This window comes from Methanoregula sp., assembly GCF_035543475.1.
In the GTDB taxonomy this organism is placed as follows: Archaea; Halobacteriota; Methanomicrobia; order Methanomicrobiales; family Methanospirillaceae; genus Methanoregula.
In genome coordinates, this window is record NZ_DATKKA010000016.1 from 1 (window position 1) to 25,945 (window position 25,945).

The window sequence follows — 25,945 nt, forward strand, 5'->3', positions numbered from 1 at the left end:
TTTTGTTGCCTCGTTTGAACCCTTCTTGATCTTTCCGGTGTCTCTTGCAACTTCAAGGGCTTCAAGCGCCTTGTTCTGGAGCTCCTCGGGAGCCTCGGTTTTTACGTAGCCTTTTGCCATAACTCACCTCATTCAGGGGCCAGAATGCCCCTTCATTACTCATCAGTAGCAGTGATGCAGCCATATCATTTCATCAGGAGGAGAAATAAAGGTTTGTGAACGGTAGAGGGAAATCCCGCCCGGCCCGTCCCGGATCTGGGTCGGGATACCTCACCCCGCAATCCGGTAAATATCTGTACCAGGCCCGGAATATACCCGCTCCAGTCCGGTGGAGGGGAGGCTCACATTATAGGTATCTCTCTCTGTGTCCCCGACATAGAGGAGAGTAGCATTGTATTTTTTCATGAGCGCTACGGTTTGATCGGGATTCTCGTAGATGGATTTGATATCGGCAGGCCGGGTACTGTACCATCCTGTGGTATCCCCGCGCCACATATCTTCGTGGAACGGCTCTCCCAGGATCGCGGGGATGCCGGTGAACGATGAGATTCGGGAATAATACGTATAATCCCCGCCTACTGCCTCGACAATGATCTCATTGCTGGTCAGGTTCCTGAGATAAGCGACACCGCCGGCATCGTCAGGGTGAGAGGAATCGAGGTAGGCCAGTCCGTCGAGTGTCCGGCCCCCGTAGTTGAGATCAAGGGGAACAAGGAAGGGTACGACAAAGAGAAAGCCTATCATCAGGATGGCAAGGGCGGCACTTTTCCTCGCCGGCATTACTGGTACGCGTCCCGGTTGTGCAAACCAGGTCCCTATCATGGCAAAGGAGCTGATCCCGAGAATGATCCACGCGGGCACGTAACATTTGAAGACCGTGTTCATCCGGAAATAGGTGTCTCCCATGTTATCCTTGAGGTAGAAGATCTCTACGATAACGAGGATCAGCAGTCCGAAGATGGCAAGGAAGTCAGGGATACTGCGCTCCCTTTTTGCCAGGAAATAGATGAGGGGGATGGCCGCGATCGCTGCCGCAGTATAGCCGGCAAGGACAAACGGGACCGCGATAAGCAGGAGGTACGGCCGCTCCCGGATCTCTTTTACAAGGAACAGCAGGAAGATCGCAATGAACCAGCCGTTCACGAGCAGGAACTGAAAAGGATCTGACGCTGTCCTGACGATCGCGATCCCGCCGGTGCTTGTCGTAAGCATCAGGTAAAAGGGAAGATAGATAATGATGGCAAGGGGTGGGATTGCGATAAGAGGGCTCCACGACCACATCACGGATCCCTTCTTCCAGTCCCTCCAGATAATCAATGCTGCAACCAGCACTGTGATCGGAGCATAGATCAGGACATCCCATGTATTGATCAAAGGCATGGAGCCTAGGCTGAGCGCTGCAAGGCCGCAGATCAGCCATCTCCCCCGGGATTCAAGGGAGTCCCAGAACTTGTACAGGTAGATGAGCAGGAAGATCAACAGGACCTGGTTGAAGATCGAGATGACATGGGCATGGAGATCTCCCCAGGTGAACGAGAAGAGCGGGTACTCGTTTATGGTGTTGGTGATCGTGCGGGTACTGTTCCAGAGTGCAGAGCTGAGACTGCTCCCGGTGATAAGCTGGGAGAAGAAGGAAGGATTGGGGAGAAAGAAGAGAAGAAGCGGGATCCAGCGGAACCGGTCGAGCAGGAGAGTGCCGATGGCATAAACCGTCACGGCCGCAATCCCCAGGACCGTGGGCAGGGAGAGGTTGAATGCGACATTCGAGGGAACGCCGCTTACGATACCCAGGCAGCCGAAGATCCAGTAGCCCAAGTAGTAATACACATCCATTGTTCCCCCGGCAAACCAGGGATCCAGCGGGGGCACAACCGGACTGTGCATGACGGATGCGAGAAATGCGTGGTCCATGAACTTCTCTGCGTACGAGATTGTCGGGTTGACAAACCTGACCGTGAGCATCAAAAAGAAGAAGATGAGGAAGATGAGCTCCCAATGCCACTCTTTTTTCAGTTCACTCCAGGTGTATTCACGCCGGTAGATATGATATCCGAGGAGCAGGACAAAAGGAATGAGTCCCAGCTGTACCGGGAGATGGGCTAGACCACAATACCAGGTAAGTAGAGTAAAGAGAAGGAGGGATGCAGCAAACGAAGCCGGAAAGGCATATTGTTGCAGATATTTTTTCAGCGCCGGGTATAGGGCAAGCTGGAGAACGGTCACCACGAGCAACCAGCTGACCACGGACAGGATCTGTAACTCAGGTGTCAGGCTTCTTCCCTCCCTCCAGTTTTGAGGAGATTGCCGATTTTATTGTCGGGATCACCCAGTCGCCAAGATAGTATATGGAGACAATCCCCCCAGCAAGGGTGACGAGGTTTTTGATCAGGTCATCGACTACGGCAATAAGGAATGCTACCGCGGGTGCAACCCCGGTAATTGCAAACGTTGCTGATACGATCAGTTCGTAGGTTCCAATGCCGCCGGGAGTTATCGGCACCGCTTTGACGAGGTTTCCGAGCACAATGGCAAGGATGATCACCGCTAACGGTATCTGTTGTTCGAACATGGCGGCAACCGAGTAACAGACAAAGACATCGAGCATCCAGATAACGATCGAGGACGCCCCAAGGATGAAAAGAGATCGAAGGGAGAGCGAAGCTCGCCGGATCTCATCAAGCATGGTCAGGATATAACGGACATATTTGTTTGACGTGGTCAGTTCTCCCACGAATATCAGGAAGATAAAGAACCCGAAGCCGATTGCAAGGATGGCAATCATAATAAAAATGTACACATTGATCCATCCCGGGAGGTCAGGGATAAAGAAGAGGGAGGCCGCGCCAAGTATGGCGATGGCGATGATATCAAAGACCCGCTCCACCACAAGGGAAGAGATACCCTCCGAGTAAGTGGTCTGGTAATCATGTTTCAGAATAAAGATCCTGACAAAGTCCCCCAGTCGGGCTGGCACAATAAGATTCACGGTCTGGCTTACAAAGACGCAGGCCGTCGAGAAGGTGACCCCTACATGGTAATTGAGCCCAACAAGGATACGATTATACCGCCACCCCCGCAACCACCAGGCGGAAAGACAGATGATCACACCTGCTACCAGATAGATCGGGACAATATGCTGGAGCGCGGTGAGCAGATCATCCCAGACCCGGTAAATCATATAGACTATGATCCCTACCGCGATGAGGCTCGGGATCAGGATTGCGCTAATCTTCCGATACATGGATCTGCCACCAGAGACGCAGGATGGATGAACCCATACTGAATACATCTTTCAGCCTGACGGTTGTTCCCTTTCCTGCACGCCAGCGGACAGGAAATTCTGTCACAACAAACCCTTTCCGCTGTGCCCGGACCAGGAGCTCGGTGTCCCAGAACCAGTGGTTCGATCGTATTGTGGGAAGCAGGGGAAGAATTTTTTGCTTGTTGAACGCCTTGAACCCGCACTGGTGATCGAAGAGCCGGCTTCCAAGGATACAACGGACAAGGAAATTGTAGGACCTGCTGGCAATCTCCCGGCCACCCGTACGGTGGATATCGCTCTCCGGGAGGAGACGGGAACCCGTGGAAACATCGGCGCCTTTCCGGATTTTTTCGATGAGTTCCGAAAGGTGCTGCATGTCGGTAGCCAGATCAACATCATAGTAACAGACAATAGATCCCTGTGCCTGCCGGATAGCGCGATTCAGTGCGGTACCCCTTCCCAAGCGCTTGTCAGAATGCAGCAGTTTTACACGGGGATTTTTTGCCTCATATCCCCTGACAAATTCTGCACTGCCGTCCGTGCTCCCGTCCTCGGCAACGATCACCTCGAAATGCTCCGTGATCGAAGAAAGAATGACAAGGGATTCCGGTATCGCCCGTTCGAGAGCCTGCCGGTCATTGAAGACCGGGATAATCGCGGTGACTTCAGGTGCAGCCATTGCTATCCTCCCTCTGGATACAGGCCGCAATCCGGTTTCCAGCCCGGATTGATCCCTCCATGCTCCGTTCCGGGTAATTCTCATCAGAGAACATCCCGGCGAGATAGATGCCATGGCGTTCATATGTTGGAATAAGTGAACGGTACCCGGTCGTATACACAGGGCCTGCCCAGGGATCAACCGTCATACGGCTCCAGTGGATCTCCTGCTCCGCAAGGCCAAACCGCGAACAGAAATCCTCCTTCATTTTCTGGTCGAGCCGGGGAGGGACGGTGCCGCTGAAATAGGAGGCTAAATACACGATGTGCTCCCCGTATCGCTCTTTCGGGATAAAATTGGTATGGGCCACGACAGCCCCGTAGGGCCCTTCGTCTTTCATATTGGTCCAGTACACCCCTTTGCAGACATCGCGTTCGATCCCCAGAGTCATGCAGGCTGCTCCCTGATAGGGGATATCCGGCATGGCAAGGCCGGATAATTTTTCAAGCTCCTGTGGCGGGATCGTGGATACAATCGCATCTATGCGTTCATCGTTAACTCTCCACTGGCGGTTCTTTCCTGAGATCGAGGTAACCGGTGTCTGCAGCATGATGGTACCACCTCTGTTCAGGATAGACGTTTCAAGCCGGTCAATGATCTGGTGAAATCCCCCGTTGATATAGCCCAGGCGCTCCCCGGAAACTCCCCGGTTTGACCGGATAGCGATGCGGCTGATAAGCCATGCCGCAGAGACCTTGCTCCGGTTCTTTCCGAATTTGCTTCTCAGCAGGGGCTCAAAAAAAGAGGCATAGATACGCGGTCCGAGATGCTCAAGAATATAGGTCTCAGCAGTAATGTCATCCAGTGCGTGCGGGTCAATTTTTTTAGCTTGGCGGGTAAGCAGGGCAAGTTTTGCCTTATCGATAAGGGGGAGCTCCGGCCAGCGCAGGATCTGAACGGGGGTGGTAAGAGGATAGAGCGTATCGCCAGAATAGTAGCCAGTACTTCCCTGTCTCCATTCGAGTTTTTCGTCTAATCCGAGTTCATGGAGGAGGGTAAACAAAGCCTGATCGTCGGAGAAGCAGTGATGATAATATCGTTCAATCCAGTATTCATCGATGTGATAGGATGAAAGGCACCCGCCGAGATAAGGCATCGTTTCGAACAATACGATGTCGTGCTCCTTGGCAAGTGCATGGGCAGTAACAAGCCCGCTCAGCCCTCCCCCGATTATCCCGACTTTCATGATATGGTACTGGTATTATTTGTTCGGGATCAAATGAAAAAGGCTCCGTAACCATCCTGAATAAAGCAACAAAATATGACGATATTTGTAAGAAAGTTTTTGTATTGTCGGGATTAAAGTTCTTAAAACAAAGGTCTTAAAAGAATTAAAAGAAAATACTACATCGTTAGCCCATTGGATGGTGTAACCGGATGCGGGTCTTTTTCATTGGTTTTGGTCAGGCGGGGGGCAAAATTGTCGACATGTTCATTGAACAGGACAAGAAGCTCGGGACCAACAGTTTCCGGGGCATTGCCGTCAATACCGCACGGACCGATCTGATGGGCCTCAAACACATCGAAATGAAAGACCGCATCCTTATTGGGCAGACCCTGGTCAAAGGCCACGGCGTGGGTACTGACAACGTGACAGGGGCAAGGGTTACCGCTGATGAGATAGACAGCATTATTAATGCGGTAGATTCCCGCGGAACCCATGATATTGATGCGTTTGTCATTGTTGCAGGACTTGGCGGAGGAACCGGTTCCGGAGGATCACCCGTTCTCGCACGTCATCTGAAGCGGATCTACCGCGAGCCGGTGTATGCCCTGGGAATTATTCCCGCACCGGAAGAAGGCCGTCTTTATTCATATAACGCAGCCCGCAGCCTGACGACGCTGGTTAACGAGGCCGATAACACCTTCATTTTCGATAACAGTGCCTGGAAGAACGAGGGCGAGAGTGTCAAGAGCGCATTCCAGCGGCTCAATAATGAGGTGGTCCGGAGATTTGCCATCCTTTTCCGTGCTGGTGAAATGAGCAGGATGGGTGTCGGTGAGATGGTTGTTGACTCAAGTGAGATCATCAACACCCTTCGCGGGGGTGGTATTACCTCTGTGGGGTATGCCATCAGCGAAGTGATCAGTGCCCGTACCAAGCAGCAGCGTGGGCTTCTCGGAGGTATCCAGAAGAATATCAAGGATACATTCGGGGGTAAAAAAGAGGCAAATGAGGAAGTACTTATGGGAGAGGACCGATCAGCAAAGATTGTCGGTCTTGTCCGAAGAGCGATGCTCGGCCGCCTTACGCTACCCTGTGATTATTCAACGGCCGAGCGTGCGCTTGTTCTTATCGCAGGACCCCCGGATGAGATGGACAGAAAAGGCGTTGAGAAGGCAAAGAGCTGGGTTGAAGAAAATATTGCCGGCGTGGAAGTCAGAGGTGGGGATTACCCGGTAAACAGCGAATATGTTGCAGCAGTAGTCATGCTTGCAACGGTCGGCAATGCGCCCCGTATTAAGGAACTCCTTGATATTGCAAAAGAAACAAAGGAAGAGGTTATAAAATCCAAGGAGAAGAAATCAACTATGTTTGAGGAAGGAATCGAACCATTGTTCGAATGAGGTTTGAGAATGAAGGGGATGGGATTGAAACGGTTTATTTTGGTTTTTGGCCTGTTGGTACTGCTGGTTCCGGCACTTTCGGTGGCATATACGGTTAATTCAATGACGATCAACCCGAGTAGTGGTGCACTGACTCCGGGAACATCTGTAAGTCTTTCGTATACTGTTCAGGAACCCAGTGGGCAATCGTCAATGAACGATCTCATAATGAACACGGCATTGACAGCGCCCCAATGGTCGTACATTATTTATGTAAATGGCAATCCGACCGCACCTACTCAGTCTTCATCAGCAACTGTCGATATCAGCTCTTTTTTGTTGGAATATAAGTCAAGTGATGATGTATCGATTGGAGTGACATTAACAGGGAACGCTCCAACCGTCACCCAAACTTCCAATCAGACATTGGTCTCGATGTGGGAGGAAGATTCAAATGGCAACCAGCTCGCAACCCCCTATACCCAGACTGCCCTTGTTGTCAATACGGCGGATGTCACCACCGCAATCGCAAATGCAAATACGCAGCTCAGCCAGCTCAAGGCAGATATAGATGAAAAATCCGCTTTGGGTATTGACACATCTGCAGCTCAGACACAATATAATACAGCACAGAGCCAGATCACACAAGCCCAGTCTTTACCTTCAAGCCAGTACACTGATGCGCTGAATGCGATCTCTTCAGCAACAACCGCGATTACCAATGGGGAGACCCTCCTTGATAAATCATGGGCAGAATCGGAGATTGCCACGGCTCAGAGCCCGGTGAATAATGTAGATGCCCTAATTGCATATTTCCAGGGTAACTCAAGTACGGCAAACGATGCCCGGTTATCCACAATCATAACCGAGCGGGAAATTGCAGTCAGTTATATCTCGGCAGCAAACGATGCAGTGACCGCGGGCAATTTTGCGCAGGCCCGATCAAAGGCAGAGCAGGCGTATACTGAGGGAAATCAGTCCTATAATGATGCACTTGCATTCCAGGCGGCAGTAGAAGCAAATCCCTTTGCCAATCTGTTGGGTGGGCTGGGCGGCGTTGGCTCAGTGTTCAGCTCGAGTATTCTCTTAATTGGTGTAGGGGTCGTTGCGGTCGTGTTGATTATCGTTGGATTGATCATCTACCGTAAACGTTCCCGATGGGATGAACTCGGTTAATATCCCCCTTTTTCCTTCATACAACAACATTTGAAAACATCCATCATCATCCTAATCCGCATAATCTACTTCTCATCAATCCTGCATTTTCTATATTCAAAGGATATACGCAAAACAAGATCCTCCAGATTCCCCTTCCTGAATGTTGTTATGGAGAAAATTTGGTTCGGGAATTTTCCCTTCTGATGTTTTAAATGTTCAATGATTACGGAATGTTCATGTGAGCGCAAAAAAGTTTGTGCGTGCGTAATTTGATCGAGGAAAACAAGTATCAGATAGAGCAAAGCAAAAAATTTTTGCTAATGCTGTCGGGTAAAAATATCGAGATTTATACTCCCCATGGTTCCGTCACGGTGGAAATAGTAATCGGCCAACCGGTTATCGTTATCATAAAATGAGAACCAGTAATCGAGTTTATAGGTCTGTTTACTATATCCCGGTATGGAATCATAACTCTCGGTATCATGGAGAATGATCGTATCCGGATGGTCCGCGGTAAGAGTTGCGATATCCTCTTTCTCGCCGTAGAACCTGATCTTGTCCCACCGATCGCCGCGGTAATACCAGGGCAATGGCCAGTAATCCTGTGATGCCAGGACCACATGGCTCGAATTGTCGATGATGCCCATGACACTCCTGAGATCCTCTGAGTTCTGGACCTGGACAATGGGCTCATTAATATCCGCAGGAATAAATGCAACGTGCCAGGTTATCAAGGCCAGGAACAAGCATCCGATAAGGGCGAATACGATCTTCTGCCAGTTCAGTTTATACACGGCAACAAAAGACATCGGGAGCAACTGGTGAATAATGAGCCATGGCACCTTTTCACCGACATATCCATAAAATGCCATAGTCAGGATCATCCAGTAAATACATAACTGGAAGAAAAGATCAGATTTGTTTGAGGGAGATCTTGAGTTTTTAATCTGGGTGAGGCTTGTTGCAGCCAGATCCCTTGTGGACAATTCGAGCCGTTGTGTTGTCAACCAGTTTTTCAGACGTTTGGCCGTAAGGATCAGACTGGCATCCGTGAATATAAATTGCAATGTCCCCAGTATGGCAAGGAGGAACATGGGCACTTCATACAGCAGATACAGCGGGATATAGAAATAAAACGGCCCCCCCAGTCGCTGTTCATTGGACATGGATACCCAGTGATCAACGGCCTGGTACCAGCCAGTAGTGTTGACCTGGAAATTCTGCCCGACCAGCGTTTCAGGATGCATACCGAATGCTGAATAGAGAGTAATTAGAACCCCGGTTACGATCAGTACCCCTATCAGGAGATCATTTTTCCATTGCGGGGGCAGGCTGATCCGTTTTCTCCAGATGGCAAACCCGAAGAATGTGATAAAGATCAACAGGATAAACGGCATCTCTTCCTTGCAGCATAAAGCCCCGCCAGCTGCCAGTGCCCCGATGATTACGTACCGCAGCTGTCCCCGATCGAAATAATAGAGCAGAGCCACGAGAAGAAGCATCGTGAAGAAGAGCATGAAGATATCATGGCGCAGGAACCGGGAGAAATAGACCATGTCCGGGGAGAATGCAAGAAAGAGCGCAACGACGAGCGTCTGTGCCCGGGTGATATATCCCAGCCGGTAAATGCAGTACACCAGCGGGATGAGCAGGGTACCGAACAATGCCGGAAGCAGTCGGGCAACCAGATCCGAGGCACCAAACAGGGAAAACATCCCGGCAGTGACATAGTAGAGGAATGGGCCGTGATAACTGGGATCGTAGATCCACGTACCTTTTGTTAAGAGGGTAAAGGAAAACCACGAATGGATTGCTTCATCATGGTGGAACAATTTGAGATCCAGATGCCAGAACCGGAGAATAATGGCAGCCAGAAGAATGAGAAGAAAGACTCTCTCGAAAGTAAAAATGGTTTTTATCTTGCTGGAAAAGAAAGCGGCCTTTTCCACGTGCTGCACCTTCAACTTTCCAGTACAATTTCAATTCCGATATCTTTTGGCACCTGAATCCGCATCAGCTGGCGGAGCGCTCTCTCGTCCGCATCGATATCAATCAATCTCTTATGCACACGCATCTGCCAGCGATCAAATGTTGCGGTCCCCTCCCCATCGGGGCTTTTACGGATAGGCACAACAAGCCTTTTTGTCGGGAGTGGAATGGGTCCAGCCAGATTTACTCCTGTGCGTTCGGCTATCTCACGGATCCTGTTACAGACCGTCTCTACCTTGTTGAAATCTGTTCCTGTCAGGCGAATTCTGGCTTTTTGCATTTTGATCACCAAAAAAATATTATCTCATCTGTTTCGGCTGAATCGCAATGCACATTCCGGCAGCGATCGTTGATCCCATATCACGGACGGCAAACCTGCCCAGCTGCGGGAGTTCCTTGACGTTCTCGATGACCATGGGTTTTGTGGGCTTGATCTGGACGATCGCCGCATCACCGGTTTTTAAGAACGTGGGGTTCTCTTCCTTGGTCTGGCCGGAGCGCGGGTCGAGCTTTTTCTTGAGCTCAATGAACGTGCAGGCTGTCTGGGTAGTGTGGCAGTGGAAGACCGGGGTGTACCCGACAGTGATTGCACTGGGGTGCTGGAGCACGACAACCTGTGCCGTGAACTCGTCTGCTACGGTCGGGGGCTGCTCGGCAGGACCGCAGACATCGCCGCGGCGGATGTCACCCTTTGCGATACCACGGACGTTGAACCCGACATTGTCACCGGGAACTGCCTGGGGGATCTCTTCATGGTGCATCTCGATGGACTTAATTTCTCCATCCTTGTTTGCCGGCATGAATGAAACTTTCATGCCCTTCTTCATGATGCCTGTCTCAACACGGCCGACCGGTACGGTCCCGATACCGCTGATACTGTAGCTGTCCTGGATAGGTAAGCGGAGCGGCTTGTCGGTGGGCTTTGAGGGTTCCTTGAAGGTGTCGAGTGCAGTAACCAGTGCCGGGCCCTTATACCACGGGGTTTCTGGGCTGTTTACCTTGATGTTGATGCCCTGAAGTGAGCTGATCGGGATAAAGAGTGTCTCCTCAGGTTTGTACCCTACCATCTTGATAAGCTCAGAGAGGTCTTTCTTGACTTCGTTGAACCGCTTCTCATCGTATTTTACCGCATCCATCTTGTTGATGGCGATGATAATCTGCGTGATACCGAGAGTACGAGCAAGAAATACATGTTCTTTGGTCTGCTCCATGACACCGTCGGGGGCTGCGACAACAAGAATTGCTGCATCAGCCTGTGATGCACCGGTGATCATGTTCTTGACAAAGTCTCTGTGTCCCGGGCAGTCTACGACCGTGAAGTAGAACTTGGGGGTATCGAACCGCTTGTGCGCGATATCGATGGTGATACCTCTCTCACGCTCTTCCTTGAGGTTATCCATGACCCATGCAAATTCAAAAGTCGCCTTACCCTTCGATTCAGCCTCCTTGCGGTAGGCCTCGATGATGTGTGCAGGTACTGCACCCGTCTCAAACATCATACGACCGACGGTGGTTGACTTTCCGTGGTCGATGTGTCCGATGACGGCCAGATTCATATGGGGCTTATCAGCTGCCATTTTTATGTTCCTCCCAGAATGGGGTAATACGCATACCGTCTGTCTATGCGAGTATTACATATATGAGACGCATCTATATAAAGTATTTCGATTCCCCTGATTGATTTTCAGGTGAGAATTCATTCCGATATTCTCATATTGTTTGTTCGATTATTATCCGGAATATGAAAACTCTACCATTTCAGCGTGATCCGGCAAAAAACCGAGTCACAGTTGCCTGTGCGATGGGCAGTGTCTCGGTATACAGTTCATGCGCGTACTGCCGGCATTGTAAGGGTGTCCGGCTTGGAGAAAAAGTAACGCCTTCTCCCCAGATAAAGGCACTCAGTGATCTGCGCCAGCTGGGTGTTGCTGATGAGACGCTGATGAATGCAGCACTGATGTTCAATGCGCTGGTCCGGGACGGATCTGCAATAGAATGCGAGGATGATTGTAGTCAGGGTTTCCAAAAGCTCTACTGATCTTTTTTTCGTCCGATGAATCCGTGAAGTCTATATTGGTGATTGCATTCCGATATAAATCTGCATCCATGCATTCCCCGTTTTTCAGAATACTGGCTATCGCCTCACGGTAGTTGTCTATATCATAAAAATTCCCGGATCCATTGCCTGCCCGCATGGATTGTGATGCGGAGATAAGTATAGCGTCGAAAGGGGACCATTTGATCAGATCAGCGCCAGTGCAACAACAACCAGGGCCCGAGTGATCTCGTTTGCCGCCCCGACTACATCTCCATTGACGCCTCCGAATAAGCGCTCTGAAAGGATGAGGAGCCCGACAGGGCAGAGAATCATAACCGTTAGCGCCACCACAAGGCGGAACGGGGATACCGGAAGGAGGATAAGCGGTATGCAGAGCAGAAATGAGAGGAATGGAAAGTAGGGTTTGGCAGACCGGTGGAGGTAACTGTGCATTCCCTCCTTGAACGGTGTCCCGTATGCTGTAAGGAAGGACATGGAAAATTTTGCTGCAACCTCTCCGATGATCAGGACTGATATCAGGGATGCAGCAGCATGGAGGCCGGCAAAGAGGAGAAGGGTGACGACAAGTCCGGCGGCAATGCCTCCTGCTCCGACGTATTTATCCGTGAGGGCACGTACTCGTTTGTCCTTATCACCCTGTGCCATGAGACCGTCACCCAGATCGAGCAGGCCGTCAAGATGGTGGGCACCCGATAAAACGATCACACCTGCAACCGCTACGGCCGAAGCGAGCATCGTATCTCTGATAAAAAATACCGGGATGGCAACCAGCAGGGCAATCACATAACCTGCTACCGGAAACATCCAGGAATGCCGTGCAAAAAGATTGAAATCCTGGGGTTTTCCCAAGGGGAGAATGGTGGTAAACTGCAGGAGCGACAAGACCGACTTCATACGCATTCACTGTACAAGCGGGAAGTGCACCCGGCGATCAGGCCCGCAACGGCGTCATCGAGAAAGGGCCCCAAAGTCGCAAGAATGCCGGGCTTTTTCTGATCATACCGGGTAAACTCAAACCGTGCATAGGTCCCTCCAATACATTCGGCGATGGCCATGCCAATAATCTCATCACTGAGCAAAAAGACCGGATCTTCCGCAATTTCGGAGTCTTTCCTGTTCTCGTAGAGTTCCTCCTCGAGCAGTACGGCGCCGAGGAGCAGTGAGGCGATATTGGGATCGGTAAGATATTTCTGCATCTTTCTTCTGATATTTTCAGCTGCCTGTTCGTCCGGCATCCCGTGGGATACATACAACCCCATGGCCGCATCTACCATGGCGTCAAGGGTTATCCCTTTTTTTTCCAGACGGGCTTCGATCTCAAACATGTCAAGATTACTATGGAGTGTTCCTATTAGAGGGTTATGAAACGAAAGGGCGATATCTTCAAACCGAATGGATAAAAGATAATCGTATCAGTACTTATGCCATTTCTCACCGGTGTGCCGGGCCATTCCGGCAAAAAAATTTCCTTCTGCGTCATCCTCGGGAACACTCTGGTCTCAACCATTCCCGGCATCTCCGGGGCCGGTCCGAGCCCGGAAAAAACTCTCCTCACTCCGAATCTGGATGCCGAACTGGTCACGACCGGCCGGATAGCCAACCCGGATTTCAAACCCAATACCCCCACCGGCTGCCCTACACCGGCTACCATAACCCGGGCGATGGTGGAGCTGACCGGTGTTCACCCGCTTTTTATCAATGCAGGTCTCCGGTATCCACTGACTGTTCCGTACCTGGATGCAATGGGATGTGTTGGAAACGATCCGCGAAATGGTGATGCGGTGCCGCTCGCGCAGCAGCTCTTCTCGCACGGAGAGGAAATTGGAAAGATTTTGTCCGGGATGGGTGATATGCTCATTCTTGGTGAATGTGTCCCTGGTGGAACGACGACTGCGCTCTGTGTGCTCCGGGCACTTGGGTATCCTGCTGCGGTCAGCAGCAGTTTTGTCAACAATCCTCTGGACCGGAAAGAAGCGATCTGTCAGGAGGTTCTTGCTAGCCTTTCTCCGACAATCAGGGAGGATCCCATGGCTGTAATCCGGCATGTCGGGGATCCGATGATCCCGGTAGCCGCGGGGATTGCCCGGACGTACTCCGGGACACTGGTCCTTGCCGGAGGAACCCAGATGCTTGCTGTTTGCGGCGTGATCAAAGCGATGGAGGGCTGCATGCCTGAGGTAGCTACGACGGTTTATGTTCGTGATGATCCTTCGGCAAATGTTGAGGAGCTTGCCGCAATGATCGGTGTACCGGTCTATTATGTCGACCCGGGATTTGGAGAGATTGGCCATGATGGCTTGGCGCGGTACTGTTCCGGTGAGGTCAAGGAGGGGACCGGCGCCGGAGGAGCCATGTTCATGGCGTCGGTTATGGGATTTACGCCGGACCAAATCCGAAAGAAGATCTTTGAAATGGTGAATGCATATTGCTGAACATGCTTAATACCCCGTTTAGCCAATAAATCTATAACAATGCTTCCCATCTGCGTGGTCAATAATCATGGGCAGTTCAATCACCTGATCCACCGTGCCCTAAGGGATTTGGACATTGATGTGGCGCTTATCCCCAATACAACTTCCAAGGATGAGGTTGCCGCAGGATACCGGGGTATCATTCTTGGCGGTGGGCCGGATATCGGGCGTGCCGGTGTATGTGCGGAGTACCTTGATCTTGGGATTCCGGTTCTTGGGATCTGTCTTGGGCTTCATATTATTGCACGGAAATTCGGGGGGGAGATTCGCCCGGGTAAATCTGGTGGATATGGATCCGTTGAGGTTTGTATCCGGGAACATGACGATGTCCTTCGGGGGTATCCCGATAAACTCCCGGTCTGGGCATCGCACGCAGATGAGGTCTGCAGAATTCCCGAAGGATTTACGCTCCTTGCCAGTTCCGGGATCTGCGATGTGGAAGCTGTTGCCTGTTCAGAAAAGCGAATATATGGTCTCCAGTGGCATCCTGAAGTCAGTCATACGGTTGATGGAAAACGTGTGTATGAAAATTTCGATAAGATCTGTATGGAATAATACCCCTCTCTTTTGAGATCTGTTTTCCGAATATAATTCTCGTAAGACGCCGGCCAATACGACCAACTCTTCGCTTTCCGCAGAGATTGTTGCGTGGGAGCGTCACGTTTTTTAAGGCCAAAACAGCATTGAAGATTATGCGAACAGAATTAAAAATCCGTCTCGGGATTGTTCTTATCGCGCTGTGCTTTCTTGCGGTTCCGGTACTGGCTAGTGGAGGCTATACGACCATCAAACAGGGAGGGACTGTTTATATAGGAGAGCAGGGACTTGATGTAACAGCGGCAATGGGGCCGGATTCCTCGGTAGGATGGTGGGCTTCCGGGGCAGCCTTTGCTACCACATCACCTGGAAGTCAGGTTCAGGTCACCACACCCTCAAATTTTTACATTTCATCTTCAGCATTTGGTCAATACACGGGAAACTGGTACCGTTTGGATGCGAGTGGAAAACAGGATGGCATAGCTTTTGTGGTCGCTGATCCGCAGCTGGCTATTCGTGTCATTGATACGACGATTAATCTGGATGTAACCAATAAATGGATACCCCGTGGAGACCAGGCAGCATTCCAATTAGATACAAATCTGAATCCATTGTTCGCGAGGGGAGTTTCAACCACCGAAGGAATTACTATTTACGTTCAGTCCCCTGCCGGGGGGACCTACTCCGCCCTTCTGGACAGCGCGGGGACTGCACATTCTTTGCTCAATCTCGCCATAACCTCTCCTTCTTACCAGACTCCGTGGAGCTGGGATACCGGAAATTCCCAGTACGTAACGGGGACATACACGATCTGGGCAAAGTGCGAGGTGAATAATATGTACAATAATTACGGGGTAGCCGGGAAAACGGTGAGCCAGCAGACCTCCTTGCTCGATCAGGAACAGAACCCCCTGATATCGGTAAATGTTCCTACGACAATTATTATCACTAAAGGAATTACCGGGCAGGCAACGCCATCATCGGTTCCCATAACACAGATCACTTCTGTGCCTGCCACCCAGATTCCGACAACTACGGGTACTCCCGCTCCTATAAATACAACTATGACACTCCCGACTCCTACAGTTACCAATCAGCCGGTAACCGTTGAGACAACCACACCCAAGGTAGCCGGATTTGGTGCGATCATAGCAGTGATCTCTATTAGTTGCCTTATTGGATTCAGTGCGCTTAACAGGGAACACAAATCTTCCTCTCCATAATCTTTTTATCCGCCACTTCTCCATATCCGATGTATGAATGTTGTAACTGCGATCATCAAGGGACGGCACAGTGTTCGTAAATTTAAGCCAGATCCCGTGGATGAGACTTATATTCATGATGCTATCGAATGTGCGGTTCATGCTCCCACTGCCATGAACCTGCAGCCATGGCTGATCGGTGTTATCCGGTCAAAAGATCTGCTCAAAAAAATTGCTGCAGTAACGGATCACGGGAAATTTATCGCAGATGCGCCTGTCTGTTTTGCGGTCTTTGGGGAGCGTAATACAAAGTATTACCTTGAAGATTGTTCTGCGGCAACCGAAAACCTGATACTCGGTCTCCAGGCTTATGGTGTAGGATCCTGCTGGGTGGCAGGAGATAAAAAGGAATATGCGGAGGAGTTGCGGACGCTCCTGAATGTACCGGAGAAATACACTCTGGTCTCATTGGTTCCCGCTGGACTGCCTCAGGAGATCACCCCGGCACCGAAGAAGGATACAAAGATTATGGTCTTTTCCGACGTTTTCAAGAAAGAATGATCGCCAGATAAATCAAGATCTTTTTTCTGTCAGAAGATCCACTCACAATCCTTAAACATCCCGTACATCCCACAATGGTTTATGAAAAAGGTTGTCCTGCAGGTGGCCTTGGATCTTCTGGAATTAAACCGGGCGATCCAGATTGCGCGGGAGGCACTTGCCGGCGGTGTTGACTGGATAGAAGCCGGGACGCCCCTCATTAAAAGTGAGGGCATGCAGGCAATCCGAACGTTGCGTGGGCAATTCCCGGATGCGGTCATCGTGGCTGACATGAAGATTGCAGATACGGGGACTCTCGAAGTCGAGATGGCCGCAAAAGCCGGGGCAAACATTGTCTGTGTCCTCGCGGATGCGGACGATGCGGTCATTGTTGAAGCAGTGAGGGCCAGCAGGCTGTACGGAACCCGGCTGATGGCAGATCTTATCAATGCCCGGGATCCTGTGGCGCGTGCCCGTGAGCTTGAGGCACTTGGGGTGGACATCATTGCGGCCCATGTTGGTATTGATCAGCAGATGATCGGGAAGGACTCTCTCGATCTTCTCCAGGCCCTTCAGGAAGAGACCCATATCCCGGTCGCTGTTGCAGGGGGGTTGGATGTGGTCACAGCCGGAGAAGCAGCAAAGATGGGCGCGGATATCGTGATTGTTGGTGGTTGGATCACCCGCTCTGCCGATGTTGAGGGATCAGCCTCCTTAATTCGTAAATCTCTTGACTTACCTGCACTTGCAGCTCCGGAAAAAAAGAGCCAGGATGACGAGATCCGTTCACTTCTGATGCAGGTCTCAACCCCCAATATAAGCGATGCTATGCACCGGAAAGGTGCACTCCCTGGTCTGGTCTCCCTCTGCGGGGATGTAAAGATGGCTGGCAGGGCCGTCACCGTGCATACGATGGCAGGTGACTGGGCAAAACCGGTGGAAGCTATCGACGGTGCTGCCCCGGGTAGTATTCTTGTGATCAACAACGATGGCGGGAACCACGTTGCTCCCTGGGGAGAGCTCGCTACATTAAGCTGCATCCAACGCGGCATTGCCGGTGTCGTGATCGATGGCGCAGCCCGGGATATCGATGATATACGGGCCATGAAATTTCCCCTCTTCGCCAAAGCAGTTGTACCTAATGCCGGAGAGCCCAAGGGGTTCGGGGAGATCAATACAGAGATCCTGTGTTGTGGGCAACAGATCAGACCCGGTGACTGGATTGTTGGGGACGAGAGCGGTGTCGTGGCCATCCCCGGCGAGCGGGCTTATGAAGTAGCGAGAAGGGCTCTTGAAGTTAAAAAGGCCGAGGCGAGGATACGCGAAGAGATCCGGCGGGGGAGCACGCTCTCCACCGTGGCAGAACTGATCAAATGGGAGAAAAGATGAGCGGGCTTTAATGGAATACGGAATATTCCAGCAGGGTTGCACCGGATGCCAGAATCTTATCGATCGCATCTTCAACCTGATCCACGCGGAGGATGAGCACTGCGGCTTTCTTCCCGGAATATGCATAGGAATATTCAATGTTGATACCGGAGTCGCCCAGAACCTTTGCGATCTCATAGAGCCCGCCTGGCTGATCCATCATCTGGACAGCAATTACATCGGTGAAGGCAACATTGAAGCCGAGTGACGAGAGTTTTTCGTATGCTTTCTGGGGGTGATCCACCAGAGCCCGGATTACCCCAAAGCCGCTTGCCTCGGCTATGCTGAAAGCAAGAATGTTGATCTTCTCCTCACCAAGGGCATGGGCGACTGAGGCCAGCCTGCCCGGCCGGTTTTCCGAGAATATCGAGATCTGTTTGATGACGTACTTTTTCCTGTCCATCTTACAACACCCTTTTATCAATCACTTTCTTTGACTTTCCTTCAAACCGTGGCAGGGATCCCGGCTCCACCAGTTCGACGTCCACGGCAACGTTCAACGCATTCCTGAGCCGGTGTTCTACATTCTGTCGGATCTTCATGAGGTCGGTGATTTTGTCACTAAATGACCCTTTGGTCAGTTCCACCCTGATCAGCATGTCATCGAGGGCGCCTGATCGCTCGATAACAATCTGGAAGTGCTCACCTACCTCGGGAATCGACATCAGGGTATATTCTACCTGAGAGGGGAAGACGTTGATACCCCTGATGATCAGCATATCATCTACCCTCCCCTGAATCCGTTTGATCCTCGGGCTTGTTCTGCCACAGGGGCACACGTCATCATCGATTGAGGAAATATCCCCGATCCGGTACCGGATCATCGGGAGGGCCTCTTTCTGGAGCATCGTAATCGTCAGTTCACCCTTTTCGCCCGCTTCAAGGGGCTCACCCGTTTTGATGTCAATGACTTCGACATAGGCGATATCTGACCAGATGTGGAACCCGTTCTGCTCCGTACATTCAGTAAACATCGGTCCGGAGAGCTCACTTGTACCGTAAATATCGTAGGCTTTGATGCCCAGCCAGTTTTCGATCCTGATTCGCATATTTTCCGTCCAGGGTTCCGCTCCGAGAATACCTGCCTTGAGATGAGTATCCTTTTTAATATTGATACCCATCTTTTCTGCTACTTCGCCAATGTGGAGCAGGTAAGATGGAGTACAAGCAATTGCTGTTACTTCGAGATCCTGCATAAGCTCGAGCTGGCGTTCGGTATTACCGACACTTGTCGGGAGTACGGTTGCGCCGATCCGCTCTGCCCCGTAGTGCATCCCCAGGCCTCCCGTAAAAAGACCGTACCCATAGCTGACCTGAATGACATCTCCCCGCCCGAGACCGATAGATGTGAGTGCACGTGCGAGCGAAGTGGTCCAGATATCGAGATCGCGCTGTGTATATCCTACCACCGTTGGTTTCCCGGTAGTGCCCGAAGAGACATGATATCGCACCAGTTCATCCTGCGGGGCGGTAAAGATCCGGTTGGGATAATTGTCCCTGAGATCGCGTTTGAACATGAAGGGCAGTTTCCTGATGTCGGAGAGGTCCTTAATGTCATCAGGATGGACATGCTGCTCCTTCATACGGTCATGGTAAAAAGATGAAAAACTGTAGAGCCGGCAGACCAGACTTTTTAACAGTTTATACTGGACTTTCCGGAGCCCTTCAGCGGGCATCTCTTCTATTCGGGGATCCCAATACTGCATCAGATCTCACCTCTGCGGTCTATGACCCGCTTGGCTTTTCCTTCAAACCGGGGCAGCGAGCCGGGCTCTACCAGTTTTACCGTTGTCCGCAGCTCAAGAGTGTCGTGCAGTTCTTTTACTACTTTTTTCTGGATCTTGGCAAGATCTGCAAGTTCCCCGGAAAAATGGCTTCGGTTGATCTCGACTTCCACGGTCATCTCATCCAGATGATTGATTCTGTCGATATATACCATAAACTGATGGCCCACTTCCGGAATTCTCAGGAGCACATGTTCGATCTGGGAGGGGAATACGTTGATACCCCGGATAATCAGCATATCATCACTTCTGCCGGTCAACCGTGCGATCTTCTTTCCCCGCCCGCAGAGGCACCCGTCTTCCATGAGCATGGTGATATCACCGGTACGGTAGCGAATGAGCGGCATGGCCTCTTTTACAAGCGGCGTCACTACCAGCTCGCCCTGTTCGCCGTCAGGGAGGTTTTCACCTGTGACCGGATCAATGATCTCAACCAGATAACTATCGTGCCAGATATGCAGACCGTCCCGTTCGGGGCACTCGAATGCGACTCCCGGTCCGAACAATTCGCTCAGGCCGTACGAATCAAAGGCCGTAACCCCGAGACGCTTTTCCAGCGTATGCCGCATCGTATCAGACCAGGGCTCGGCGCCAAAAATTCCTGTCCGAAGACTCTCCAGGGATTCATTCATCTCCTCTGCAACCTCTGATAAGTGCATCGCATAACTGGGCGTACAGTGAATGGCAGTTACCCCGAAATCCCGGATCATCTCTATCTGGCGCCGGGTGTTTCCGGTAGCACTCGGGATCACAGTCATCCCAATCAGTTCTGCGCCATAGTGAAATCCCAGACCTCCGGTAAACATCCCATAATTGACCATGTTCTGGAAGATGTCATTCTCATCAATACCGATCATGGTCATATTGCGGGCAATGAGATTTGCCCAAGTGTCCAGATCCTTCCGGGTATAGCCGACAACGGTAGGTTTGCCGGTGGTTCCAGAAGTCGTATGGATCCGGACAATCTTTTGCATCGGGACTGCAAAAAATCCGAAGGGATACCCGTCGCGGAGATCCTGTTTTTTGGTGAAAGGCAACTTTCTGATGTCTTCAAGGGTTTTGATATCTGCAGCAGAAACTCCGGCCTTTTTCAATTGCTGCCGGTAAAAATCCACTGTTTGTACAGCGTGGAGGGTTTTTTTCAGCCGCTTAAATTGAAGAGCCTTGAGATCAGCGGGTTTCAGCGTCTCTATTTTTTTGTCCCAGAACATCCGCGTCACCTGTTATGCTATTGCATGACATTGTACGTATGACACCTTATATTTTTTATACTTCATTGTAACGGTGCGTGTGAAAGAGCGGCAATTACCCCAAAACACCGGATTTTAGGGCGCAGTATTCAAAGCGATGCTTTAATGAGGGGGAAAAGGGCACTATGTAGATTAAATCAAGCGTTTTCGTTCGGGCTTCTATGACACGAGCAATCCCCTGGGTGGCAGTGTACGGGTTTGGTGCTCACATCAAGTCCACACAAAAAAACCTCACTATCCTCTCCAAAGGGAAAGTCGAAGAGTATCCCCTTGATGAGGTTAAAAATCTCCTTATTGTTGGCGGACATCACATCCATTCGACCACTATTACTCACCTGCTCAGGAATGGTTCGTATATTTCTTTTTTCGAACCCGATGGAACACCGCTTGGAATCCTTCAGCCGTATGGGAAAAGAGGCAATGAAACCCTGCAGCGTCTCCAGGAGGAAATCCCACGCTACCGGCTCGCGACGGCATTTGCACAGGTATCACTGAAATCCCGCCTGATAGCCATAGAAAAACTACAGGAGGAGCGGGGATCGACCCTTTTATATGAGGGAGAACTGCAGATTCTCCACAATGCCCTCCATGATCTTGAGTACCTGGTGAAATTGGATGAGATCCGCCGGCTCTCTGACCTGACAACACATATGTATTACGAAATTCTCTCGCGGGACATTCCCCGGGATTTCGATTTTCGGAGGCGGACCGTACGCCCCCAGTGCGATCCCATCAACGCCATTTTTTCATTTGGCTATGCAATGTTATTCGGAAACTGCTGTGTATCTGTGATTGGAGCCCGGCTGGATCCCGATCTTGGATTTTTACATGAGGGATCGGGTTCTCTTATATTGGATCTTATCGGGCCATTCAAAGCGACAATGATCGATCCTGTAGTTTGCAAAATTGCGCGGGAATCCCTGGAACCCGGCGATTTTGAACAGTCCTCATCACGATGCATGCTTTCGGATAGTTTAATCGTGGATCTGATCTCTGCGTTCAGGCACTCCATCGACAACCAAAAACTGGATCTTCAAGTGAATAATTTTTTGCAGGCCATTCAAAAAAAGGAAGACTTTACAGTAATGTACTGACTCGACCATCACTTTTGATGATGGAAAATTCAGCATAGGTCCGTGGCAGAATCTCCGTGGTTCGTATATCCCGTATCACTGCACGCGGGCAACTGTAAAGCATTGAAACAAATTTTTCCAGAATAATCGGTTCTGCCGTAGCATATATCTGAACCTTACCGTCGGCGAGGTTCATTACCGTACCGGTCACATTCAGATCGCTTGCGATCTTTTTGGCACATGCACGAAATCCCACCTTCTGGACCCTGCCGGTGATAATAATCTCGAAGGTCTTCACTCCGGCCCTCCTCCTTGCATCATCCTCATGACCAGTCCCAGTTCGTTAAAAACCGCATCGCGAAGGACAGACTGCCGTATATTTGTTGCTGCATCTATCGCACGATCAAGAATATCCTGCGCAATGCTCTCATAGCCTGCGGTATACATCTTTATTGCCATATCACACCGTATGTAGGCTCTTTTCGATAGTGGTCGGATGATGTCTGCTTCCTGAATTGCATTTTGTAACATCCTTTTTGCAGTTTTATTATCGTCCCGGTCCCGACAGAATATGGAAAGCCGGCAGTAGACAAGCGCCCTTTTTCCCCGGTCCGGGACGGAACGAACCGTTTGTTCGAGTGTAGTGACCTGACTGGGAGGACTCCCCTCGTCAACGATCCGTGTCAGATTCATCATGATCCGGGTATACGGCATAATTGTGTCCGTTGCTTCTGCAAACCCGATCTGGGCAAGGCGGGTCTGACGCAATTGATCGTCTTCTATTTGGGCAAGGATATCTGCAGCCTTTTTCAGGAACCGGGCATTATCCTGCCTACGGGAAAGTTCTATCAGGACTCCTGCAGCATCATCACGGATGGCATCTGCAACATGCTGGATATTTATTATCTTCGCTACCTGTTCAGCCCTGTCAAGGAGATTCAGGGCAAAATTGTTCTCTCTCCCCTGGATTGCAAGGGGAACAAGCTTTAACATAAGCAGGGCACGGGTGTAAGGAGAATCGATCTTATCGATCGCTTCTGAAATATGGTGCAGATTCGTTTGATCCTGTTTTTCATTTTCAAGCGAATAAGCAGCGATCAGTGCTGTTACATACTCCACCGGATCTGATACATCCGCAATGATCTCCCTGATCAGATTCATCCTGACGTCTTCACCGAGCAGGTTTCCCATTCGGACAATCGCTGCTACCACCTGCCTTCGAACAAAGGCATTCTGATCAGATTCTACACCCGCCCGAAGTTTCTCAAGACCTTCCTGTATACATATTCTTGCTTTATCCGGATCGATGTCGCGATATCCCGGCACGAGATCCGCTAGAACGAGAACTTTCTGGGATTGAGCAGTAAGATTGGAGATCCCCTGGTAGACTTCATCAAGTAATTCCCTACAAAGGACGTCGTCATGTATCCGGTGAGCTGAATCTGCGAGGGCACAGAGTCCCTTGAGACGCACAAAGGGATTATGTACCAGATCGAGAAGGCGATGGATCAGATTACTGATTTCAGGTGTAATTTGCAGGTGATAGTGATTCTGAAGGATATATGCCAGGGTCTCATATGGATCTGCTGAGTCCGGATCTGCTATTTCCTCATTGAGTTTGCCGACTACCCGTAACATCATGGCATTGCGTTCCAGAGGGTTTTCTATCTCTATGGAATACATGGCTAAAGGAAGGAGATAGTGGTGACTGGCACTCTTTTTTGAGGAGAGGAGGATGATATCAATCATCCCGGCAATTTTTAAGGAGATCTGTGGCTTTCTCTCTTCGGCATTGAGCAATTCGAGGCTCTTTCTGAAAGGTCGTAAAAGAGCACTGATATTCACTGGTGCTTTTGGGTCCCTGGAAAATCCCTGGATACGGTCACATCCAATCCGGACAAATGATTCCGCAATGAGTTCAGATATCTGAAGTCTCAGTGAGGGATCATCTATCTCCTGTGCAAGGCGGTACGCCTCGTCAAGGACTTCTGGGTCCTGTTTGCTGGTAGCATATTTTATGATCCCTTCAATAATATTTTTTATTGCATATACAACAAGACCTGCATCAAGGAATGAGCTGCTCCAGACTCGCATCCGTAAAAGAAGATCGAGATCGCCATCTGTAGCGGCAAGGCGTGTCGCATCATCTATGATGCTGTTCAGAGTTGAAGACCTGATAGCCTTACCTTCGATCAGGCAGGTGATGCCTACAGCCTGCTGGAGAAGATCCCGGCTTCTTGATTTTACTCCGATCTCAGCGAGTTTCATAACTACCGTTGATATTGCCTGTTCCCTAGCAGACGGGTCCTGGATCAGTTTTGCAAGATCCACCAGAATAAAAGCGTCACAGGTGTCCAGAAATCCCCGGTTTGTCAATGTTGTAATAAAATAGGTGAGATCCGAATCATGACCGGAATTCAGGGTGAGGAGCTGCCTGAGTGAACTGCTGTGTTTTACAATCTCGGGAAATGGTGTGGCATGACCTATCTGGCGAACCGCCATTGATATGGCATATGAGTTTACAGAGGGGTCATTTGTACCAAGAATATTTTTTAACTGTTGTGACACCTGATCATGTAAAATACTCTCCTCCAGCAATTTTGCATAGCAGGAATAATACAGGGGCATATTCTCCCGGGTGGGTTTTATGCGTGAAAATAACGAGATCGCATGATCGAAATCGTCCAGTTCGAGAATGATATGGAGGAACTGAAGATAAATTCCTGAAGTCTCGCTTTGGGAACCTGTTCCTTCAATATAGGGGAGAAGATCGATTAAAGCCTGAGAAGAGTGTGTCGCTCGTGCAATGGCGACACCTGCCCGGACAACCTCTTTAACTGGAAATCTCTCCTTGGTCCGGGTATTTAGGATAAATGGAATCGCTGTGGTAAGGTACCAAGAATCACCGGATAGTTCAGCTTTTTTAAGGAGGTTCAGTATTAGGAGACTGTGAATCGGGGGCTTATTTTTATCGAGAAAACAAAAATCTTCGTAAATCTGTTCTTTACTTTTTATCCGATCCAGATAGTGCTCGATCAGGGAATTGATAAATTCCTTCTGGAGATCAGGAGGCAAATCGTCAAAGCGGTTGGCAAGAACACGGATGTTAAGAAGATTTTTGCCGAAAGCCGATCTCGTACCGTTGCCGATAATCTGATTAAGGGTTTCCTTTCGCCGGACTTTCTGGTGAATTTCTGTGGTATAATGTATCCCCTCAAGAAAAAGATCAAAATCTTCTTTGTTTATTGCAATTGTAGCGAATGCAAGGGCGATCTCAGCATGTAATGCCGCCCTTTTTGAGACATCACTAATATCCTTGATGAGATCGCGGATCCGGAAAAGGATCGTTGTATTGCCACTGATAATCGTCCATCTGGTTATCCCGAACGATGCATCGATAATACAATCTGACCGGTACTTCCTGAAAGTAATTTTATCCAGTACTTCTAACCCGCATTCGATGTATGCCGGGTTGGATGAGGATATTCCATAGGTGATCAATTCCTGAACGATACGGGAAACAATCTTCGATTGAAGGCTTTTTTTCCCCAGTTTTTCTGAGAGATTAAACAGGGCATTCAACCATCTTTTGTCACCGGTTTCAATATATTTCTTTAAAATCAGGGAAAAAAGAGTATCAGCGCCTTCCGTTGGGATTTTATGGATTGCCTGGAGTGTATCAGGCAAATTACCCTGAAATGCAGATTCAAGGATAATATCATTTACCGATCTTTCCATCTGTATCCGGGTCTTTTTGTCCTTAAATTGTGAAGAGTTTGCCACTATCGTATCGATTTTTTCCCAGTTTTTCTCTACGAGTGCCTGATGTATTTTTTCTATGATGGGGGCTGACAGGATCATTTCTTTACTCTGAAAGGAATCAAATATTTTAGAAACACAGTGACATTGACTTAATTTATATATATT

At 50.0% G+C, this 25,945-nt stretch carries 23 protein-coding genes and 1 pseudogene; 9 read left to right on the forward strand and 15 right to left on the reverse strand.

Annotated elements, in window-relative coordinates; translation table 11 throughout:
• The 5 genes and pseudogenes from rpl7ae to VMS83_RS05910 form a co-directional block, all read right to left on the reverse strand.
• Window positions 1-120, reverse strand: a pseudogene (gene rpl7ae / locus VMS83_RS05890) (50S ribosomal protein L7ae); the annotation flags it as partial.
• Between the two features lie 150 nt (window positions 121-270).
• Entirely contained in the window at window positions 271-2,244 is a 1,974-nt protein-coding gene (locus tag VMS83_RS05895; RefSeq protein WP_325410807.1) for a DUF2298 domain-containing protein, read from the reverse strand.
• Window positions 2,245-2,260: 16 nt separating this feature from the next.
• Complete coding sequence (locus VMS83_RS05900) at window positions 2,261-3,241, reverse strand: lysylphosphatidylglycerol synthase transmembrane domain-containing protein (RefSeq protein ID WP_325410809.1); 981 nt, start codon at window positions 3,239-3,241, stop codon at window positions 2,261-2,263.
• Window positions 3,225-3,941 (reverse strand): glycosyltransferase, encoded by a 717-nt coding sequence (locus VMS83_RS05905; RefSeq protein WP_325410811.1) that lies wholly within the window; start codon window positions 3,939-3,941, stop codon window positions 3,225-3,227. The genes VMS83_RS05900 and VMS83_RS05905 overlap by 17 nt, the downstream gene beginning before the upstream one ends.
• Window positions 3,928-5,166, reverse strand: coding sequence for an NAD(P)/FAD-dependent oxidoreductase (locus tag VMS83_RS05910; protein ID WP_325410813.1), 1,239 nt, complete (start codon window positions 5,164-5,166; stop codon window positions 3,928-3,930). Before VMS83_RS05910 ends, VMS83_RS05905 begins: the two co-directional genes overlap by 14 nt.
• A gap of 191 nt (window positions 5,167-5,357) precedes the next feature.
• Here VMS83_RS05910 and VMS83_RS05915 point away from each other — a divergent pair, with 191 nt between their 5' ends.
• A complete protein-coding gene (locus tag VMS83_RS05915; protein WP_325410815.1) occupies window positions 5,358-6,548 on the forward strand; it encodes a tubulin/FtsZ family protein in 1,191 nt (396 codons plus the stop codon).
• Window positions 6,549-6,557: 9 nt separating this feature from the next.
• Window positions 6,558-7,703, forward strand: coding sequence for a hypothetical protein (locus tag VMS83_RS05920; RefSeq protein WP_325410817.1), 1,146 nt, complete (start codon window positions 6,558-6,560; stop codon window positions 7,701-7,703).
• Between the two features lie 299 nt (window positions 7,704-8,002).
• Here VMS83_RS05920 and VMS83_RS05925 read toward each other — a convergent pair whose 3' ends face one another.
• The 3 genes from VMS83_RS05925 to tuf are packed head-to-tail and all read right to left on the reverse strand — an operon-like array spanning window position 8,003 to window position 11,251.
• On the reverse strand, window positions 8,003-9,634 hold the full coding sequence (locus VMS83_RS05925; protein WP_325410819.1) for a flippase activity-associated protein Agl23: 1,632 nt from the start codon (window positions 9,632-9,634) through the stop codon (window positions 8,003-8,005).
• 11 nt (window positions 9,635-9,645) lie between these two features.
• Window positions 9,646-9,954 carry a 30S ribosomal protein S10 gene (gene rpsJ, locus VMS83_RS05930; RefSeq protein WP_325410899.1) on the reverse strand — a complete coding sequence of 103 codons (309 nt, stop codon included), beginning with the start codon at window positions 9,952-9,954 and terminating at the stop codon, window positions 9,646-9,648.
• Window positions 9,955-9,973: 19 nt separating this feature from the next.
• A complete protein-coding gene (tuf, locus tag VMS83_RS05935; RefSeq protein ID WP_325410821.1) occupies window positions 9,974-11,251 on the reverse strand; it encodes a translation elongation factor EF-1 subunit alpha in 1,278 nt (425 codons plus the stop codon).
• 224 nt (window positions 11,252-11,475) lie between these two features.
• On the opposite strand from tuf, the gene VMS83_RS05940 reads away from it, so the two are divergent.
• Entirely contained in the window at window positions 11,476-11,712 is a 237-nt protein-coding gene (locus VMS83_RS05940) for a hypothetical protein (protein ID WP_325410823.1), read from the forward strand.
• Window positions 11,713-11,916: 204 nt separating this feature from the next.
• Here the strand turns inward: VMS83_RS05940 and cobS are convergent, their stop codons facing one another.
• Both cobS and VMS83_RS05950 read right to left on the reverse strand, forming a co-directional pair.
• Entirely contained in the window at window positions 11,917-12,627 is a 711-nt protein-coding gene (gene cobS, locus VMS83_RS05945) for an adenosylcobinamide-GDP ribazoletransferase (protein ID WP_325410825.1), read from the reverse strand.
• Window positions 12,624-13,058 carry a phosphatidylglycerophosphatase A gene (locus VMS83_RS05950; protein ID WP_325410827.1) on the reverse strand — a complete coding sequence of 145 codons (435 nt, stop codon included), beginning with the start codon at window positions 13,056-13,058 and terminating at the stop codon, window positions 12,624-12,626. The genes cobS and VMS83_RS05950 overlap by 4 nt, the downstream gene beginning before the upstream one ends.
• Window positions 13,059-13,154: 96 nt before the next feature.
• On the opposite strand from VMS83_RS05950, the gene cobT reads away from it, so the two are divergent.
• The 5 genes from cobT to hxlA all read left to right on the forward strand — a co-directional run bounded on the left by cobT (window position 13,155) and on the right by hxlA (window position 17,872).
• Entirely contained in the window at window positions 13,155-14,165 is a 1,011-nt protein-coding gene (cobT, locus tag VMS83_RS05955; RefSeq protein ID WP_325410829.1) for a nicotinate mononucleotide-dependent phosphoribosyltransferase CobT, read from the forward strand.
• 39 nt (window positions 14,166-14,204) lie between these two features.
• The gene (locus VMS83_RS05960; protein WP_325410831.1) at window positions 14,205-14,759 is read left to right on the forward strand and encodes a GMP synthase subunit A; all 555 of its coding nucleotides are present in this window, start codon (window positions 14,205-14,207) and stop codon (window positions 14,757-14,759) included.
• A 137-nt stretch (window positions 14,760-14,896) separates the two neighbouring features.
• A complete protein-coding gene (locus VMS83_RS05965; protein WP_325410833.1) occupies window positions 14,897-15,964 on the forward strand; it encodes a DUF3821 domain-containing protein in 1,068 nt (355 codons plus the stop codon).
• Between the two features lie 33 nt (window positions 15,965-15,997).
• The gene (locus VMS83_RS05970; protein ID WP_325410835.1) at window positions 15,998-16,504 is read left to right on the forward strand and encodes a nitroreductase family protein; all 507 of its coding nucleotides are present in this window, start codon (window positions 15,998-16,000) and stop codon (window positions 16,502-16,504) included.
• Between the two features lie 81 nt (window positions 16,505-16,585).
• Complete coding sequence (gene hxlA / locus VMS83_RS05975) at window positions 16,586-17,872, forward strand: 3-hexulose-6-phosphate synthase (protein ID WP_325410837.1); 1,287 nt, start codon at window positions 16,586-16,588, stop codon at window positions 17,870-17,872.
• Window positions 17,873-17,879: 7 nt separating this feature from the next.
• On the opposite strand, the gene VMS83_RS05980 is transcribed toward hxlA, so the two are convergent.
• The 3 genes from VMS83_RS05980 to VMS83_RS05990 are packed head-to-tail and all read right to left on the reverse strand — an operon-like array spanning window position 17,880 to window position 20,906.
• Window positions 17,880-18,314, reverse strand: coding sequence for an ACT domain-containing protein (locus tag VMS83_RS05980; RefSeq protein ID WP_325410839.1), 435 nt, complete (start codon window positions 18,312-18,314; stop codon window positions 17,880-17,882).
• 1 nt (window position 18,315) lies between these two features.
• Window positions 18,316-19,617, reverse strand: a complete 1,302-nt coding sequence (locus VMS83_RS05985; protein ID WP_325410841.1) for a phenylacetate--CoA ligase — start codon at window positions 19,615-19,617, stop codon at window positions 18,316-18,318.
• Window positions 19,617-20,906: a phenylacetate--CoA ligase gene (locus VMS83_RS05990; protein WP_325410843.1), complete on the reverse strand. Its 1,290-nt coding sequence runs from the start codon at window positions 20,904-20,906 to the stop codon at window positions 19,617-19,619. The genes VMS83_RS05985 and VMS83_RS05990 overlap by 1 nt, the downstream gene beginning before the upstream one ends.
• A gap of 200 nt (window positions 20,907-21,106) precedes the next feature.
• Here VMS83_RS05990 and cas1 point away from each other — a divergent pair, with 200 nt between their 5' ends.
• Window positions 21,107-22,039, forward strand: coding sequence for a CRISPR-associated endonuclease Cas1 (gene cas1, locus VMS83_RS05995; protein ID WP_325410845.1), 933 nt, complete (start codon window positions 21,107-21,109; stop codon window positions 22,037-22,039).
• Here the strand turns inward: cas1 and VMS83_RS06000 are convergent.
• Window positions 22,023-22,316 (reverse strand): acylphosphatase, encoded by a 294-nt coding sequence (locus VMS83_RS06000; RefSeq protein WP_325410847.1) that lies wholly within the window; start codon window positions 22,314-22,316, stop codon window positions 22,023-22,025. The genes cas1 and VMS83_RS06000 overlap by 17 nt on opposite strands.
• Window positions 22,313-25,879: a hypothetical protein gene (locus VMS83_RS06005; RefSeq protein WP_325410848.1), complete on the reverse strand. Its 3,567-nt coding sequence runs from the start codon at window positions 25,877-25,879 to the stop codon at window positions 22,313-22,315. Before VMS83_RS06005 ends, VMS83_RS06000 begins: the two co-directional genes overlap by 4 nt.
• Window positions 25,880-25,945 lie beyond the last annotated feature (66 nt).